At 43.8% G+C, this 17,958-nt stretch carries 15 protein-coding genes and 1 pseudogene; 8 read left to right on the top strand and 8 right to left on the bottom strand.

Translation table 11 applies throughout. From position 1 onward, the window contains the following. Positions 1-126: 126 nt before the first annotated feature. The 3 genes from V5G28_RS26480 to thrS form a co-directional block, all read right to left on the bottom strand. Entirely contained in the window at positions 127-429 is a 303-nt protein-coding gene (locus V5G28_RS26480; RefSeq protein ID WP_332990544.1) for a type II toxin-antitoxin system RelE/ParE family toxin, read from the bottom strand. Next, positions 414-605: a hypothetical protein gene (locus V5G28_RS26475; RefSeq protein ID WP_073635211.1), complete on the bottom strand. Its 192-nt coding sequence runs from the start codon at positions 603-605 to the stop codon at positions 414-416. The genes V5G28_RS26480 and V5G28_RS26475 overlap by 16 nt, the downstream gene beginning before the upstream one ends. Before the next feature lie 76 nt (positions 606-681). Further along, positions 682-2,526, bottom strand: coding sequence for a threonine--tRNA ligase (gene thrS, locus V5G28_RS26470; RefSeq protein WP_332990541.1), 1,845 nt, complete (start codon positions 2,524-2,526; stop codon positions 682-684). Between the two features lie 1,249 nt (positions 2,527-3,775). Between thrS and V5G28_RS26465 the strand changes: the two genes are divergently transcribed. Together V5G28_RS26465 and V5G28_RS26460 are read left to right on the top strand one after the other, a co-directional pair. Continuing rightward, complete coding sequence (locus V5G28_RS26465; protein ID WP_096564450.1) at positions 3,776-4,093, top strand: DUF2605 domain-containing protein; 318 nt, start codon at positions 3,776-3,778, stop codon at positions 4,091-4,093. A gap of 344 nt (positions 4,094-4,437) precedes the next feature. Beyond that, a complete protein-coding gene (locus tag V5G28_RS26460; protein WP_096564451.1) occupies positions 4,438-4,770 on the top strand; it encodes a DUF2973 domain-containing protein in 333 nt (110 codons plus the stop codon). Positions 4,771-4,895: 125 nt separating this feature from the next. On the opposite strand, the gene V5G28_RS26455 is transcribed toward V5G28_RS26460, so the two are convergent. Then, entirely contained in the window at positions 4,896-7,181 is a 2,286-nt protein-coding gene (locus V5G28_RS26455) for an amylo-alpha-1,6-glucosidase (RefSeq protein ID WP_332990535.1), read from the bottom strand. Between the two features lie 655 nt (positions 7,182-7,836). Beyond that, positions 7,837-8,862: a glycosyltransferase family 4 protein gene (locus V5G28_RS26450; protein WP_332990533.1), complete on the bottom strand. Its 1,026-nt coding sequence runs from the start codon at positions 8,860-8,862 to the stop codon at positions 7,837-7,839. Between the two features lie 1,656 nt (positions 8,863-10,518). Here V5G28_RS26450 and V5G28_RS26445 point away from each other — a divergent pair. From V5G28_RS26445 to V5G28_RS26425, 5 genes and pseudogenes are all read left to right on the top strand, one after another. Beyond that, a complete protein-coding gene (locus V5G28_RS26445; protein ID WP_332990531.1) occupies positions 10,519-10,689 on the top strand; it encodes a hypothetical protein in 171 nt (56 codons plus the stop codon). A 77-nt stretch (positions 10,690-10,766) separates the two neighbouring features. Then, a pseudogene (locus tag V5G28_RS26440) lies at positions 10,767-12,809 on the top strand (DICT sensory domain-containing protein). 175 nt (positions 12,810-12,984) lie between these two features. Continuing rightward, the gene (locus tag V5G28_RS26435; RefSeq protein ID WP_332990529.1) at positions 12,985-13,407 is read left to right on the top strand and encodes a photosystem I reaction center subunit II PsaD; all 423 of its coding nucleotides are present in this window, start codon (positions 12,985-12,987) and stop codon (positions 13,405-13,407) included. A 91-nt stretch (positions 13,408-13,498) separates the two neighbouring features. Next, entirely contained in the window at positions 13,499-15,046 is a 1,548-nt protein-coding gene (gene trpE / locus V5G28_RS26430) for an anthranilate synthase component I (RefSeq protein ID WP_332990527.1), read from the top strand. Between the two features lie 192 nt (positions 15,047-15,238). Beyond that, positions 15,239-15,388 (top strand): hypothetical protein, encoded by a 150-nt coding sequence (locus tag V5G28_RS26425; RefSeq protein ID WP_332990524.1) that lies wholly within the window; start codon positions 15,239-15,241, stop codon positions 15,386-15,388. Positions 15,389-15,424: 36 nt separating this feature from the next. On the opposite strand, the gene V5G28_RS26420 is transcribed toward V5G28_RS26425, so the two are convergent. The 3 genes from V5G28_RS26420 to purS form a co-directional block, all read right to left on the bottom strand. Next, the gene (locus tag V5G28_RS26420) at positions 15,425-16,111 is read right to left on the bottom strand and encodes a Uma2 family endonuclease (protein WP_332990522.1); all 687 of its coding nucleotides are present in this window, start codon (positions 16,109-16,111) and stop codon (positions 15,425-15,427) included. A 187-nt stretch (positions 16,112-16,298) separates the two neighbouring features. Continuing rightward, positions 16,299-16,973, bottom strand: a complete 675-nt coding sequence (purQ, locus tag V5G28_RS26415) for a phosphoribosylformylglycinamidine synthase subunit PurQ (protein ID WP_332990547.1) — start codon at positions 16,971-16,973, stop codon at positions 16,299-16,301. A gap of 124 nt (positions 16,974-17,097) precedes the next feature. Beyond that, positions 17,098-17,376, bottom strand: a complete 279-nt coding sequence (gene purS / locus V5G28_RS26410; RefSeq protein WP_332990519.1) for a phosphoribosylformylglycinamidine synthase subunit PurS — start codon at positions 17,374-17,376, stop codon at positions 17,098-17,100. Between the two features lie 159 nt (positions 17,377-17,535). Here purS and V5G28_RS26405 point away from each other — a divergent pair, with 159 nt between their 5' ends. Continuing rightward, positions 17,536-17,934, top strand: coding sequence for a Fur family transcriptional regulator (locus V5G28_RS26405; protein ID WP_073635179.1), 399 nt, complete (start codon positions 17,536-17,538; stop codon positions 17,932-17,934). The last annotated feature ends 24 nt before the right edge of the window (positions 17,935-17,958 follow it).

The following is a 17,958-nucleotide window of genomic DNA, read 5'->3' as shown; positions in this document are numbered from 1 at the left end:
CGGCTTTCATCCCCGGACTGAAGTCACGGGGTTTTCAGCCTACCCCTTATAATAAATTGTAGAAGGGTGAGCATTGCCCACCCTTCTAGATTGTTGGTTTGTTATGGAAAAAGGTTTCTGGGCTTATCAGTCTATGTCTAGATGTTGACCCAAGAGCCTTTTACCATGAATGACTGCCGCAATAGTTACAGTGTTTTCTTGAATTTGATAAATGATTCGATAAGTGTAAGCAAACAGTTCCCTAATAGTATCCTCGCTAAATTCTGGGACGACGGAACCGGAAGAGGGAGAAGTGCTCAACTTATCAGAGGAGTCAAGTATCTTCCGAACTACTGTGGCAGAAAAGGAAGCGGAGTCACGAAATATGTATGCCGCGATCGCGTCTACATCTTCGAGCGCTTTGGGAGACCAAACTACTCGATAAGCCATTTACTTAATAGCGCCTCGGCTTCTTCTTGAGAGATGATAGTTTCTCGATTGTCAGTGACTACCAATCCCTGACGAACTTTTTCAAGTACGTACAGATGATATTGAACATCTTCCACAGAACAATCGTCTGGTAATTTGCTCAACAGAGATTGGACTTTTTCTTTTGTAGTAGTCATAGCATCTTTTTTAGGATATTTATATGAAGTAATTTTTAAGGGCGAGCAAAAAGCTCACCCTTATGTCTACATTTTGTTAAAGGTTGTCATAGTTAGCAATAGCCTGTTTCATTTTGTCCAAAATTTCAGCTACAGGCACAGTTCCTAACTCTCCAGAGGCGCGGGTGCGAATACTGAGGGTATTCGTTTCTACCTCTTTGGCTCCCACCACTGCCATAACGGGGATTTTCTCTTTTTCGGCGTTGCGAATCAGTTTAGCGAGGCGATCGCCACTTGTATCCACTTCAGCACGGATACCGATAGCTCTCATGTTCGCCGCCACCTCTTTCGCAAAATCTAGTTGTGCTTCACCCACTGGCAACAATCTTGCTTGCACTGGGGCTAACCACAAGGGGAAATCTCCGGCATATTCTTCAATCAAGATACCGATGAGCCGTTCCAAGGAACCGAAAGGCGCACGGTGAATCATCACTGGGCGTTTGCGAGAACCATCTTCAGCGACGTACTCTAGCTCAAACCGTTCTGGCAAGTTATAATCTACCTGCACCGTTCCCAGTTGCCATTCACGCTCAAGGGCATCACGGAAGATAAAGTCAAGTTTGGGACCATAAAACGCTGCTTCCCCAATTCCTTCAAAGTGCTCCATTTCCAGTTGTTCGACAGCACGGCGAATTGCACCTTGAGCTTTTTCCCAAGATTCATCTGAGCCAATGTACTTGTCACTGGCTGGATCGCGGAAACTAAGTCTAGCTCTAAAGTTCTTCAGTTGCAGTTTATTGAACACCGACAAAATCAAATCGACTACGTTCAGGAATTCGCTGTCTAGCTGTTCTGGGGTGACGAACAGATGAGAATCATCCACAGTAAAACCCCGCACCCGCGTTAATCCGCTCAATTCCCCAGATTGTTCGTAGCGATAGACTGTACCAAATTCAGCCAACCGCATCGGTAATTCCCGATAAGAGCGTAACTCGCTCTTATATATTTGGATGTGGAAGGGACAGTTCATTGGCTTGAGAACAAAGCCTTGTTCGTGGGCTGCGGCTTCCTCATCCTCTGCCATCATCGGGAACGAATCTTCTTTGTATTTCTGCCAGTGTCCGGAAATTTTAAATAAATCCACTCTACCAATGTGGGGTGTGACAACCTGCTGGTAGCCACGTTTGATCTGTTCCTGCTTCAGAAAATCTTCTAAAAGACTCCGCAACAAAGTTCCTTTGGGCGTCCACAATGGTAACCCCGGTCCCACTAGGTCGGAAAATATAAATAATCCCAGTTCCTTACCCAGTTTCCGGTGATCCCGTCGCAGCGCTTCTTCTTTACGCCGCTTGTACTCAGCGAGTTGTTCTGGCGTTTCCCAAGCAGTGGCGTAAATGCGTTGCAACTGCGCTTTCGTTTCATCTCCACGCCAATATGCACCAGCAACGCTTTCTAAATCAATGGCTTTCGGGTTGAGTTCGCCAGTATTTTCCAGATGAGGTCCAGCGCACAAATCCCACCACTGCTCTCCAAGGTGGTAGATCGTGATTGGTTCCTGTTTGATGTCTGATAGAATTTCTAGCTTATATGGTTCGTTAATTTGCTTAATACGCTGTTCAGCTTCTTCGCGGCTGACTTCTTCTCGAATGACTGGCAATTTCCGATTGATAATCTTCACCATTTCTTTATAAATGGCTTTTAAATCCTTATCAGTAAATGGTTCCGGATTATCAAAATCATAGTAAAAGCCGTTTTCAATCCAGGGACCGATTGTGACTTGTGCCTTGGGAAACAGCTTTTGTACCGCCATTGCCATCACATGAGAAGCGGTATGGCGAATTTTCTTTAAAGTCTCTGATTCTGAGGTTCGCGGTAAATATATTTTTTCTGGTTCTTCTGGTTGATGAGAATATGAGTTTAGCGACATCTGCTGCTGTACCATTGGCTGGCAAAGTGATTGTAAAAGATAATGTATGGGTTGGAGTTATGAAAAAATTTTCCCCAAAACTAAAGTGGGGCTACTTTTCAGTTTTGTCATATTTTTCTTTTTACCAATTTTTATTCCTTGAGCAGGATGAACTCGATTCATTAATCATATATTGATGCTTATGCCTTCCTTCATAATATCTATTTTTAATAAGTTATCATGTCATTTACTACCTATGTATCAATAAACAGTCAGTTTTTTATAGAGAATGCTTATCGCTCATGGTTAGAAGACTTCGGAGCACTTAAATCAGTTATCAGTTATCAGTTATCAGTCCTGACGGCGTATGGTGGGGGATGCGCGACCCGTCACCAACGCATAAAGGTGCTCTTGGTGGGGGACGCGCGACCACTCGTATTTAACTGATAACTGCGTAGGTAGCTGTTCACTGTTCACTGTTCACTGTTCACTGTTAAAGCGCCAACCTCACCAGCAAAGTAGATTCCTACCGAACCAAGACTTCGCTGTACTCATTGAAGTGTTTGCTCGCATTGCCAGACATTTTGATGTATGTGGCTCTTCTTTAAATATAACCACTTTAATTCCTGTTGGTTTAACTTAATATTTCAATGATGAAGTTAACGATTTCTAATAAACAATAAAAACAAACTTCTGATTGATGACTAAGAGTGATTTGTATGTACTTCGGATATTTTGTTTTTCACAAAAGCCAGCCATGCAAGTGTCTTGTTTGAAATCTAGATTTGTATCTAATATTTTACAAGTTTAGCTTTAATTGTGAGATAATCTTACATTAATTTAACTTTACATTGCCGCCATTGCTTGTTTTTTTTCATTACCTAGTCTTTTGGGCAACAGGAATTGCAATAGGGGAAGCGCCAAAACGTTTATGCACACTTTGTTAACTGCCTGTTAGGGGAATGATGAGAAAACCATTCGGGTTTTTCTCGATTGGCTTTGCATACATTCACTGAGCAACCGAGGTCTCATCTGATTCATTAAGTGTCAACTAATACATATATATTAGTAAATTCTCAGTTTTTTTGTCTCTAATATAAACAGGTTTTTTGAGATCCCCCTTGGGTATCTGTACAATAGCCTAGAGAAGTTTATATAATATAGAGTGTGTAAATAATGTTACAAAGAATGAAAATTTTCTAACTTATGAGAGAGACGAGAGAAATGTTAAGAATCTTAAATAGAGTTAATATTAGTAAGAAAGTTAGGAATATCCTTCTCATTTATGCGAAACTCGAATTTACCAGAATCTGAACTGCTGAAAACAGTTTTGCAACCGCTGTTAGAAGATTTTCAGTACTGGTTTGCGCGATCGCGCGATTTTCTGGAAACAGAACAGCTGTCATTCATGAGTCAACATGAACAATCTGACTTACTAACCCGAGTCAAGAAAGCGCAAGAGGAAGTGAACACAGCAAAGATGCTGTTTAGTGCAACTGATGGACAAGTCGGTATTGATATGGCAACGTTAGCGCCTTGGCATCAATTAGTAACACAATGTTGGAATGTGGCGATGCGCTTCCGTCAAGCGCGAGAAGTCTGATGCGGTTTCCACCGCTCACGCCTAGCTTTGAAGCGGAGCGAGGCTCAAAACTATGTTATCTGGGTACGTTACTTTGTGAATGGTGGCAGAATTAGCACTACTCAAGACGGTATGTAAGTGAGATAGAAAAAATTTTTTGACATCATCTGAGATAGGAAGTGATGTATATTATGTTACCACCGCACTCTCCCCTAGGTTAAAAATTCCCCTTTTTATAAAGAGTATGAGCGCATAAGATTGCGTTAACCATTCAGCATCACCGTAATTAACAGCATCAACCAACTCAACTAAGCAAAACTTTACAAGATATAGCTTTAAAATCTGCGAACTCTGGAGGAAAAACGATGTTACACCTGCTTTACATTCTTGCTTTTACCATCCTAGCTTTTATAGCTGTTGCTAACTTAATTCGCAACCTGATTATGTTCAGTTTTGATAGAGAGCGGATTTATCCACCCAGATCCGCAGCGATTGAAAATCAGGGTAGATATCCCTATAGTTCATCAACCAAGCAGTTTAAACCGCATCCAGAGTTATTAGATGCTGCTGGTAACTTAATTAAAGAGCCGCTTCTGGTGATGCGTTCGATTAACGTTGAAGACGCACGCCAAAAACTAGATGCGCTTTACGAAGCTTCTCCTGGGCACAGAAGTGAGAATCAACAAGAAGAAGGCTAAAGCAGGGACTGGGGATTAGGGATTGGGTATTGGGGAAGAAAAGGGACTGGTTGTATAGCGGTAGTCAAGAGCATCTTCCCATTCCGGGTTAACAGCCCCCAGTTCCTACTCCCCACTTCCTGATTTTACGCTTCGATAACGACCCGGAGGTTACCGCGTTTCTTGGCAACGCGACAAGCAGTTGTGCTACCAGAACGCTCAAATTCCAAATCCAGTATAGTAGAACCAACTTTGAGATTGTGCAGTGACAAACTGCTGATTGACTCTGGCAAAGTAGGGTCGATAATTCGTAAGCAGTTGTTGGGAGCGTCAGGCACCAGGTTTACAATCATTTGCAGGAGCTGGAAGATACTACCGGTTGCCCATGCCTGAGGTGTACAGGCAACAGGATACTGTACAGGGGCGTTATCACCATTGCGCTCATAGCCGCAGAACAACTCTGGAGGACGTAGATAGGGCTGCTGGTTAGTCATGTCGAATAAACCTTCAAAAAGTTCCAGGGCTTGATCGACTAAACCGAGCGATCGCAATCCCAGTGCAATCAACGAGTTATCGTGCGGCCATACAGAACCGATATGATACCCCATTGGATTGTAAGCTGGTGACAAGCTATTCAGGGTGCGGATACCCCAACCGTTAAACATATCTGGTGCGCGCAGCCGTTCAGCAACACTGTAAGCTTTTTCCGGTGTGAATATGCCTAAATGTAGGCAATGACCGGGATTAGACGTAATACTGTCTACTTGCTGACCTTCTCCATCCAAAGCCAAGGCACAGAAATCCTGGTCTTCGATCCAAAAGTCTCTATTGAAACGAAGCTTAAGGTTTCTTGCTTCTTCTGTCCACCTGTCTGATAAGTCAATCCGCTTTTTCAGCCTGGCAATTTCTGCTAAGCGCAATTTGGCAGCGTAGACGTAAGCTTGTACCTCACACAAGGCGATCGGTCCGTTGGCTAACTCTCCCTTACGATTGACAATACAATCGCCAGAGTCTTTCCACCCTTGGTTAGCAAGACCACCTTTGGATTTCCGATAGTAGCTGAGATAGCCTGTTTCTCGAATGTTGCGGTCGATCCAGTCCATTGCCAAGACAGCTTTGGACCAAAGTTGCTCTAAGGTTTCGACATCATGAGTCCAAGCATAGTATTCGGCATACAGCATCAGCCACAAGGGAGTCGCATCGACTGTACCGTAGTAAGGAGTGTGGGGAATTTCCTGACAGCGAGCTAATTCACCCAACCGCAACTCGTGTAAAATCTTACCTGGTTCCTCTTCGCGCCAATCATCGTCAGTTTTGCCTTGGTATGTCGCCAGAAGCAGCAAAGTTTCTTTGGCTATTTGAGGGTTTAACATCAGCGTTTGGGAAGCTGTAATAATCGAATCGCGCCCAAACAGCGCGGAAAACCACGGCACTCCTGCGGAAACAGTCTTGTACTTGCCGAAGGACTGACGCAACAAATACATATCTTGCTCAGCTCGCTCAATAATGTGATTGAACGTCCCTTTGTCTGAGCGAATTCGTGTAATTTGTTGTACCCAGTGTTGCTCCTCCATCATCTCGGAGGCTTTCGCTTGTACTAAAGTGAAAGGCGCACTGACAATGGAAGTCGATTTGTTGTTTGTCAAGAAATTGACTCGGTAGCCCAATTTTTGAGTTTCGTGAGAAGCCAACTCCAGCCGCCAAACTGCTGTGTAACCTTTGAAATAGTCTGGTTGCCTATGCTGGAATTGAATGCGAGATTCCATGAGTAAGCCATCCAGACCTTCATAGGCAAGGCTTAAGGATTGCTCTTTCTGTACAGCTGGCACAGATTGTCCAGAAATACCTTCGCCAGTTGATGTTCCTTCTTCAGGTGTCGGTTCTACAAGGCGTAAAAGTCTACCCCGTTTTTGCCTGTCATAGCCCCGGACTTCAAATAAATCGGCAAAATCCGCGTCAAAGCTAATACTGAGTTCAAAGCTGATGGAACTTGTGCTATAATTAGAGACTTCTAACTCTTCAAATAATGCTCCATTAAGTACGAGTTCCCGACGAATGCCCACTGTATCGGCTTTCAGACGGTCTTCGATTCTGGGATTGGTACACAAAATTGACAGAGAAAATCCTTTTTCAGCAGTGCTGCTAAGTAACACAGGAGAGTGTCCATCAATTTGCAACTCTAGGCGACTCAGAAAGCGTGTGTCACAGCACAATAGCCCCATACTGGGATTGCCATCATTCAGCGAACAGCCAGAAATATTGCCCAAAGTGTCTGTGACCAGAAATAAATCATCATCTTTAACCGTGAGTGTCGGTTGTGGTCTTTCACTTGTTACACAGGGCCATTCTGGAATAGGTATTTGATCGGCAGGAACAAAAGTTTTTCCGTCTAGAAAAATTTTTTCCGGTGTCATCAGCGTATCCGGTGTCATCAGCCAAAATTCCGTGTACAGGTCTAGTTTTTCATACAAGCATCAGCGTCAACAGGAAAAAAGACGCTGTTAGAAGCAGATTTGAGCCATTGAGCAAAAATCATAATCGCATACAGCTAATCACAAAACATCAATAAAGCTTTGATCATAAAATCTTTATAAATCTATGATTGTCTAAAAATTTTATGAAGAAGCTTAAATGTATGGATTTCTACTTGTTTATTAGCCGCTTTTCTTGAGAATGGCAAGATGTAGACGCCCCTCGGCAGCAATATAGAAATAGGGGTTTTCCACAGCAAAAGGCAACAGGTTAGTCACTTTTAGCTAAACTGTTACTTAAAATTTCTTGTAAAGGGAATTAAAAAATAAATATATTATGTATAATACGAACCACTAATAATTATATAGTATTTTTAGCAAAATAATATTAGTTAAGTCTCCAATTTTTGAAAGAAAAATAAAATTTTTTAATTGACCAAGTTTGAACTCAAAACTCGAGAGGTGGTAAAAACAAGGGGCTCCATGTCCCTTTTTTTACCACCTTTCATCCACTCTTCCCCATAAAGGCAAGAGTGGGATTCTCAAGGATTATGCTAAATTAATCTTCATGCATTGGCTTGTGCCTTTTGGAGTGATGGGTTGCAGGTGCAGACTTTTACCCTAGCACCATGTTGTAAGCCCTCTCATACTCCGAGGTCATAGATTCAACGCTAAAGCGGCTGACAACGTACTCCCGACAAGTCCATCGATCTAATTTTATGGCGTCTGGAATCACTTCAATCATTTTTTGGAGCGAGTGGCAAACAAAACCTGTTTTCCCATGAGCAATCACTTCTGGTACTGAGCCTAATCCCATGCCAATCACAGGTGTACCCGTTGCCATTGACTCAATCATGACCAAACCAAAAGGCTCTCGCCAGGTGATGGGGAACAAAGTCACAGTTGCTCCACCAAGCAGTTTAACTTTTTCTTCGTGGGAAACCTCACCCAGGTACTGAATCTGTTCGCCATCAATCAAAGGCTCTACTTGTTCTTGATAATAAGAACGGTCAACAGCGTCAATTTTGCCAGCTATCTTTAATTGAAAGCCAGCAGCACGAGCAATCTTAATCGCTTCTACTGGTCCTTTTTCCGGGGAGATCCGCCCGACAAATGCTAAGTATGCAGGTTGCGTCGGTTCGGGATGGAAGGGATAGACGGTTGTATCAATGCCGTTGTAAACGGTATGAATGTAGTTCAAGCCTAAGCGCGGTTCTCGTTGTGCCTCACTAATACTGATGAAAGGTTGCCAAGCAAAACGCCGATACATTTTCTCGTTATCGCGCGTAAAAATACCATGCATTGTATGTACGGTAGGAGTTTTCACAAAACCGCAATACGGAAGGGCAGGACAACCTACGTGAGAATGGATAATATCAAAATGATGAGCGTTTTGATAAACATCAGCAAGCATCATCTGCTCGTAGAGTGTCGGCTCTTTGATATTGGAGTCAAGCCGTAGTGCTTGGTTATGGACTGAACAAAGTTTTGCTTTGGTAATCGAGTCACCAGAGGCAAATAAGGTAACATCATGACCGCGCCTCACTAATTCGTCTGTAACTAATTGAACAATTAGTTCAGTACCCCCATAACGAAAGGGAGGAACACGCTCCCATAAAGGAGAAATTTGTGCGATTCTCATGTTTCACCTGAGCAGGTATGTGTAGCACGTATTTACCCAGGAAATCTATGACCAACAGATTCATAGTTCTACAGCTATTTTCAGGTAAATAGACCTTTTTTGTCTCGCGCATAGACTGCATGAGCGGCTTCTCTACGAGAAGGCACAAAGACGAGCCACCGCTATGCAGTCCTTGTTTCCCGACCCACCAGGCGACTAGTGAATCCAGTCCTGTGCCTCATTCGGGAGGAGCTGAGTGCAATCATGCACACGCACTCGCGTTCGCTAACGCGTAACGTCTCCGCTCTTGAGAAGGCGGGTTTCCCAACAAGCGGGAACTGGCGTGCCTCATTCGGGAGGACCTTACGCGCTTGGCGCAGCCTCAAGGCGAGGAGATACCCGTGCCTCTTGCTCCCTTCGGGAGAGCTTCGCGCTCCAGAGGAGCTGAGTGCAATCATGCACACGCACTCGCGTTCGCTAACGCATGATTGCGTGCCGCAGGCATAGGGCGTCGCAAAGAAAAACAGCAAAAAATGTGGTCTAAATTAAGTGAAAACTGCTGTAAGAAAATTGGGGAAATATGCAATGCCTTGTATTTACTGTTGTTGCAAGCCTTAATGGTGTCACTTTAATACACTCCATCTTTTTTGGATTAAGGCATTAGGGAATGATTTCTTCTGCTTTTTTGTTAAAAAATTTATAGATGGGATCATTTTCCCATCAAAGCTTGCTTTGTCTATTGTCTATGAGTTAGTGATTTGACTCGGCTGCTATTGCAGACTTCACTGCTTTTAGCACCAAGTAAATTTTCAGATTTATCACATGGTTTTAAGAATTTTGAAAATTATTGATAAAATAATATTACATGAAATGGCTATATTCTGCAACACACTTTTTCAACAGTGACTACAAGCACTTCTGTACTTCTTCATTCGTACTTAAAAAGTTAAAATTTTGAAGTTTTGTAAATAGTTAGATTTTGTAACATTAGTTTATAAAAAAAGTACGCTGATAGCAGTTGCTTCTTCAAATAACATAAATATTTGAGTTAGCTATGGATAAAAATAAAATTCTTGGCAAAGTGAAATAAGAGTGGAAAATTATAAATTGATTGATAATGAAGCCTTTGATGATATCCTAAAAAGAATGTCAACAAGAGAATGTGCTTGTGCAGGTCATTTTTGGAAGTAGATTTTTACCTCCACAACACTTATAAATTCCGCGTATGCAGGTTCTTATACGGCGACTTTGGTTATTAGCCATTTTTGTTAGACATAACAGTGCTGAGTTGTGCTCAGTTACGGGTGTAGTAGTTTGTGTTCAATTCTTGAAACGGCTCCAGCAAAAAGGAAAATGGTGAAAAGGCCCTAAAATTATGAGTGGAAAAAAGAGGCTTTTTTTCTGATTCAGGCAACTTGTTGTTTAGGTTATGTTCAATGCAAAGGTGACAAAATAAAAAACTTGACGATTTTGTGCAATATATCTATGTCCATACTTTCTAGAAACTACAAACCACATTAAGCATGAAAATGTACGTTTTGCCCAGTCCCCATTTTTTAGTCAGTCTATTGTTTGAAACCTTGCCATTATAGTAATTTCACGGCTAAAAATAACGCCGTGTCGCGTTTCCTGTGTGACCTAAAGGTACACGGTTTCCAAGCTCCCGGAGATTTTTAGATGACGCCAGTCTACTTGTGTAAGATACTTACTATAGCTCTAAAGCTGCCGTCGGTTAGCTGGCGGGAAACCCTAGACAGAATGTTGCTGCATCTCAAGCAACGTGCTGCGCCTGCCAAGGGTGTCAACGTGTCTTTCACCATTCTTTACATATTGCAACTATCTCGTTAACTTAAGAGTCCGTTGTAATTTGTACAATGCAGCTGTGGCATCGATATTGTCCAGATTGTGGCTCCTTAAAGAAATTGATGAGCATTTCGACTTCCGTGCTGAGTGAACTGCTACAGGCTCTACCCAACCTGAGACCTCAAATATATTTCAAAGCTTCACTAACGGCGCTCTCCCACGCAATGGAAGACCAGGTGTTGGCGGCTACTTTGGAGCAGCCTCTGGTCATTGCTAGCTTCCAAAGAGAGCGATTCTACCGCCAAGAAGCTCATCGCTATCAGCGGCTTGCTCAGCGTAGTAATCAAATATACGTATTATCAGCCCCCGAAACAGATTTTACCAACAGTTCGGAATACTACGAAAAGATCGCCTTTGAACCCGATGATAGCTTAAGTCAAGAGTGGCATTTGGTGGTAATCGCCCAAAACTATGCCACTTGCTTGGTTTGCCGGGAAAGCATGGGTTCTCTTGCTAAAAATGAGCAACTGCGGGAGATCAGCCCGAGTTTGGATATGGACACGGCGCGAAGGTTTGAAGGAATTTGGACAGCAGAACGGGGGGTAAGCCTGAAAGCCGCTGAATTACTATTGGACAGGATTTTGGTTTACAGACCAGAACTGGTAGATAAAATTGATCAGGCACGCCACAGGTTTAGGATAGACGAGCGGCAGAGCGAAACAGGAGTAGTACAGCTCAACGAATATGCTTGCGACATAGATACTGATCCGTTTGTGCAGCGCTTGGTGACTTATTTGCAAGCAAGTCAGTATAAATTGCATAAGGCGTATCGTTCCATAGCGGCTCAAGCACGTAAAGAACGCTTAGTCAATACGATTAGTAACGCTATTAGGCGATCGCTCGATCCCCATGAAATTCTCCAAGTCGCAACCCAAGAACTGGGACAAAACTTAGGGGCGTGTCGCTGTTTAATCTATCGCGCTCAAGGTACCGATGCCAAAGCCGTTATTGAGCATGAGTTTTTGAAATCTGGTGTACCATCTCTTTTGGGACAAACCTGGCTGTTGGAGAACAATCTCCTATTTCGGGATGTGGTACTACAAAGCGAAGGGGTTTGTGTAACTGATACTCAGACTGACGCTCGCATTACCTCTTCTAAAGAACTTTGGGAACTTGTGAAAAAGTATGACATTCGTTCTTGGCTGATGGAACCAGTGTTCTACCAGGGGCGGTTGTTGGGTATCGTTGAACTTCACTACTGCAACGAAACTTTACACGATTGGCAAGCTGGGGACTTTGATTTGGTAGAAGCGATCGCCACCCAAGTGGGAGTCGCCCTGATCCAAGCTGAGGCTTATGCTAACCTAGAAGTCTTGAACAAGCAGTTGGAAGCCCTTGACCGCACCCGCAGCAACTTGATAGCTATCACTGGACACGAGCTCCGTACCCCCCTATCTACCATTCAGGTGTGCTTGGAAAGTCTAGCCAGCGAACCGGATATGCCTCCAGAGTTACGACAGGTCATGCTAGACACTGCTCTTACTGACTCAGAACGGATGCGCAAACTCATACAAGATTTCCCTAACGCTTTCTAATCTCGAAAGCGGTCGGGTAGAATGGCATCCAGAATCGCTCAGCTTACAAGAATGTGTGGAACTGTCGCTCAGTCGGATTCGCACCCGGTTTGCCTCCGAAAAGCTGCCTAAAATTACAACTCAGCTTGCAAAAAACCTGCCTTTGGTTAAAGCAGATGGAGATTGGCTGGTGGAAGTCCTGGCAAAACTGGTAGATAACGCTTGCAAATTTACATCATCAGACGGAGAAATCACCATTAAGGCTGAACGCAATCGCAAGAAGATGGTTGAAGTCACCGTAGCTGATACCGGACGCGGTATTGAACCACATCTTCTAGAAATCGTTTTTGACCGCTTCTATCAAGAAGAAGGAGCGTTGCGCCGCACCACTGGTGGCACAGGTCTTGGCTTAGCAATTAGCCGTCAAATTGTCAATGGTTGGGGTGGACAGATTGGGCAAAATCAAACGGCAAAAACCAAGGTAGTCAGTTTCACTTTACCATACCCATAGTTGAGGCGAGGCAAGAGCAAAAGTTATCACGTCCAAGGAAAGCGAGCAGGGGACAGGGGACACAAGAGAAAACTCTATAAAGAAATTTAGCGGTTTAGCAACAGTTATGAGTTCATAGTCAAAAACCTGTAAAATCTAGATTTTTGACTATGGATGATCGACGATTGACTAACAACTGTTACAGACTATGACGCGATCGCAACATGACCCTAGCTGCGGTGATAGGATGCCGTAAAAACGTTGAGAGAAAACTTTATGGCAGAAACACTCTCTGGACAGACCCCCATATTTGGTGGCAGTACTGGCGGCTTGCTGAAAAAAGCAGAAGTGGAAGAAAAGTACGCTATCACTTGGACTAGCCCCAAGGAGCAGCCTTTTGAACTGCCTACAGGCGGTACCGCCATTATGCGCCAAGGTGAAAACCTCCTGTATTTGGCTCGTAAGGAATACGGCGTGTATTTGGGCGGTCAGGTATTGCGGAAATTGAAAATCACAAACTACAAAGTTTACCGAATTTATCCGAACGGAGAAATTCAGTACATACATCCGGCTGATGGTGTCTTCCCAGAAAAAGTCAACCCAGGTCGTGAAAAAGTGCGCTATGTAGACCGCAATATCGGTAAAAACCCAAGCCCAGCAGCAGTCAAGTTCAGCGGTAAAAATACCTTCGACTCTTAGTAAATAGAGGTCAGCCGTTAGCTGTCAGCTATTAGCAGCTTGCTAATAGCTGATAGCAGATGGCTGATTGCTGATAATATGAGAGATTTTTATGATATTCCCCGATTTTGACCAGTTTTGCAAGCTAGCATTGCAAGGCAACTTTGTGCCGGTGTATCAAGAATGGGTCGCCGACCTAGATACACCAGTATCGGCTTGGTATAAAGTATGCGCAGGACAACCATACAGCTTTTTGTTGGAATCGGTAGAAGGTGGGGAAAAACTGGGACGGTATAGCTTTGTGGGTTGTGATCCGGTATGGGTTCTAGAAGCAAGAGGCGAATACACTACTCAAACACATCGCGACGGTTCGCAGCTTGTCTTTGAAGGCGATCCGTTTACAACATTAGCTAATTGTTTGGAACCATATCAACCCGTCAAATTACCCCAGTTACCGCCAGGAATTGGGGGTTTATTTGGTTTCTGGGGGTATGAATTGATTCGCTGGATAGAACCACGCGTCCCCGTTTATCAAACAGATGAAAGAAATATCCCAGATGGGTTGTGGATGCAGGTAGACCATCTGTTGATTTTTGACCAGGTGAAGCGGAAAATTTGGGCAATAGCCTACGCTGATTTGCGTGATGTAGAACTCTCGGATGGCGCGTCTTTACAAACAGCGTATCAACAAGCGTGCGATCGCGTTACCCAAATGGTGAGCAAGCTTTCTCTCCCTGTGTCACCCCAAAAGACCATAATGGAGTGGACACCACCAGGGACTAAGAGAGCAGGAGAAGCAGGGGAAGCAGGGGAAGCACAACAGTACAAAAGTAATTTCACCCGCGCTGAATTTTGTGCCAATGTCCAGAAGGCAAAAGAATATATCAAAGCTGGAGATATTTTTCAAGTTGTTATTTCCCAGCGACTCACAACAGAATACACTGGCGACTCCTTCGCTCTTTACCGTTCTTTGCGCCAGATTAATCCTTCGCCTTACATGGCTTACTTTCACTTTCAAGATTGGCAAATTATCGGTTCCAGTCCGGAAGTGATGGTAAAAGCAGAACTAGATTCACAAGCAGAGGTGATAGCAACTGTACGTCCTATCGCTGGGACACGCCCACGAGGAAAAACCTCTCAGGAAGATGCAGCATTCGCAGACGATTTGCTCAAAGATCCCAAGGAAATTGCTGAGCATGTGATGCTTGTTGATTTGGGACGAAATGATTTAGGGCGCGTATGTCAAAGTGGAACGGTGAGAGTTGATGAATTGATGGTGATTGAGCGGTACTCTCACGTGATGCATATTGTCAGTAATGTTGTAGGTAAACTAGCACCTGGGAAAACGGCATGGGATTTACTCAAAGCTTGCTTCCCAGCAGGAACCGTAAGCGGCGCACCCAAGATTCGGGCGATGCAAATCATTCATGAGTTAGAACCTAGTCGTCGTGGCGTCTATTCTGGTGTTTACGGACACTACGATTTTGAAGGACAATTGAATACGGCGATAGCAATTCGTACAATGGTTCTCCGGGATAATACTGTGAGCGTGCAAGCAGGCGCTGGTTTGGTTGCTGATTCTGATCCCGATAAAGAATATGAAGAAACGTTAAATAAGGCGAGAGGGCTGCTAGAGGCGATTCGCTGTTTGCGCTTATGAGTCGTAGGCTTGGCTGGGGTGAACAATTGTATCTACTAATACCTGCACCCGCTTGATCATCTATCGAGTAGATGACTCAATAGTCGCCAACTTGATCTTTGGTAGTAGCCAAAATAGTTAAAGGCGATCGCCTCCATATCAGACTTCTTGCATTTATTAAAAAAAAGAATAATTAACCACAGATGGACACAGATGGACACAGATGGAATCTTGTCTATTCTCTTGTGTCTCGTTCTGAGTCGTCTTACTCCTGTCACGCTGGAAGATTACCTATTAACTAACCGCCAAGACGCCAAGAACGCCAAGGAAAAGATAGGTAATTTTGTACCGACAAGGGAGTAATTGTGTCTTCCATTGCACAAACCTCAGATGTGACTCTCAAATCTCTGGTTCAATTCCCACCGCCCTAAGTTGTGCAGCCAATCGTTCTGCTCGTTCCAAACCCCAAAGCAAAAGATTGCCATTTTCATCCCACCACCGCAGCCAGTAACCTGTGCGATTCTCTCTGGTTCCTTGCCATACTCCAAGAAATAACCCCATTTCAGCAATCCAGTAACGATTATTAGCATCAGGGTTTCGTAGCTGATATCGTTTGGAATCATCCAATTGATAAACTTCCAGTTCCCCTGTATCCGGTTCAAAAATGACGTAATTGGGAACCTCTAAGACTTGCTCGTAAAAAAACCACTTCCCTGGAGGATAGGTAGGCTTACTGGAATATTCCCCGCCTTCAGTATCAGAAAGAAATTCCATGACAATCACCGGAATATCGCCTTGAAGTTGAGGGGTATAACTGCGTTTGACTTCCTCGCGCGATACTCGAATAGAACGCACGTAAGCCCAATCTGGTGCTTTCACGACTATCTTTTGATTCACAGTAGCGCAAATGCCGTAGTTTGTGGTAACCAGGGCGTTAGCTGGTAACTTACCTGCAACTTGCAAACTTTCGGTTAAGGCTGCGGCAAGGGAAGGCTGATTAATATTGTCCAGTGGTTCCGAGTCTAAAACAAAGTCATCTGGTAGCTTTTCCCAGGTAATTTCGTATTTGGCGGTACTGGCTAACATGGCAAGGGGTGGAAATCTTTAGCTTTAATGTAGCGCTTGAAGGTGAGGGTTTAGGAGTGCAAGAGGGCAGTTGAGATTGCTAGGGAAGGGCGATCGCAATGCCCTAGTTTTTTTAAATCTCATGCAAAGACGCTAAGTTTTTCTTTGCGCCTTTGCGTCTTTGCGCGAAATTATTGCAACTTACAAACTACACCAACGCCGCCACTTTCTCCAACAACCCTTGGAACAACTTCAACCCATCGCTACCGCCCAACATCGGGTCAGACGCTCTCTCCGGATGCGGCATCATCCCCAACACATTGCCCGTAGAATTGCAAATCCCGGCAATGTTATTCACTGAGCCGTTAAGGTTATCTCCCTCGTAGCGAAACAACACTTGATTGTTATCTTCAAGTTCTGATAACGTGGCTGTATCAGCGTAAAATTGCCCTTCTCCGTGGGCAATAGGCAAAGTGATAATTTCCCCTTCTTGATAACCTTGCGTCCACCGAAGATCTGTGCGCTCAACTTTAACAGGAACGCGATCGCAAATAAAATGCAAATCCCGATTTCTTACCAACGCTCCTGGTAACAATCCTGCCTCAGTTAATACCTGGAAACCGTTGCAAATACCGAGGACAGGTTTGCCCTTTTGAGAGTGTGCTACTACTTGCTGCATAACAGGTGAAAATCGTGCGATCGCACCACAGCGCAAATAATCGCCGTAGCTAAAGCCACCTGGTATAATAATGATATCCAAATCAGAAATATCAGTTTCTTGATGCCAAACCATGCGAGTCGGTTGCTTTAACAAGTCTCTTGTCACGTAAGCAACATCGCGATCGCAATTAGAACCCGGAAAAACAACAACCCCAAATTTCATGTTATTAGTCATTAGTTATTAGTTATTAGTCATTGTAGAGACGCGCTGAATGAAAGCGTCTGTAAATCTTTGTCATAGCATTCTAAACTAGGGACAAAAGACCAATGACTCTTGCTTTTGTGCCTTAATAGACTCCCGTCTGTGACTCAACCTCGGTCAAATCAAAGTGATAATTTTCTATGACTGGATTTGCAAGCATTTGGTCACACATCCGATCCAGGTTCTGACGGGCTGTACCTTCATCGGTTGAGGTGAGAGTTAATTCAATGTACTTACCGATCCGCACCTGCTCAACATCATCGTACCCCAATTGCTTCAGCCCAGATTGGACTGCTACACCAGCAGGGTCGAGAACTGAAGGACGGAGAGTTACAAAAATTTTGGCTAGATACTTCGTTTGCACTGGCTTAAGCTGAATACTGCTACGCTCATACTATATCTTTCTGTCTCAACTAGGCGACAATCAGATAACAAGTCATTAGAGTTAAGCTAGAAGTCAGCCAAGAGAACATTTTCAACTATAAATTGGCGTTTTTTTACTATTGTTTTTTTACTATTGTCTATGAGAGCCATACGCACCCGCAGTCAAGAGCGTATTCTAACCCTGCTTAAAACCGTCAAACAAGGCATTTCTGCCCAGGATATTTACGTAGAATTACGTAACCGTAACCAAAACATGGGTTTAGCAACAGTATACCGCTCATTGGAAGCCTTAAAACTTGAAGGCATGGTGCAAGTGCGGACATTGGCTAACGGTGAAGCCCTTTATAGCTTAGCGCAGCAAGACAAGCACCACTTGACCTGCCTGCAATGCGGTGCTTCCATTCCGATTAATCAATGCCCTGTCCATGACCTAGAAGTTCAGTTACAATCTACACATAAGTTTAAGATTTTTTATCACACTCTGGAGTTTTTCGGTTTGTGCAGCCAATGCCAGTTAGCTCAAGCTGCTGGGGAGTAGGAAGAATGAGGAAGATGAGGGGGA

The sequence above is a fragment of the Scytonema sp. PRP1 genome (assembly GCF_036697665.2).
Classification (GTDB): Bacteria; Cyanobacteriota; Cyanobacteriia; order Cyanobacteriales; family Nostocaceae; genus Kalymmatonema; species Kalymmatonema gypsitolerans.
The sequence above is the reverse complement of the archived record's forward strand: the minus strand, read 5'-3'. Positions and strand labels throughout refer to the sequence as shown.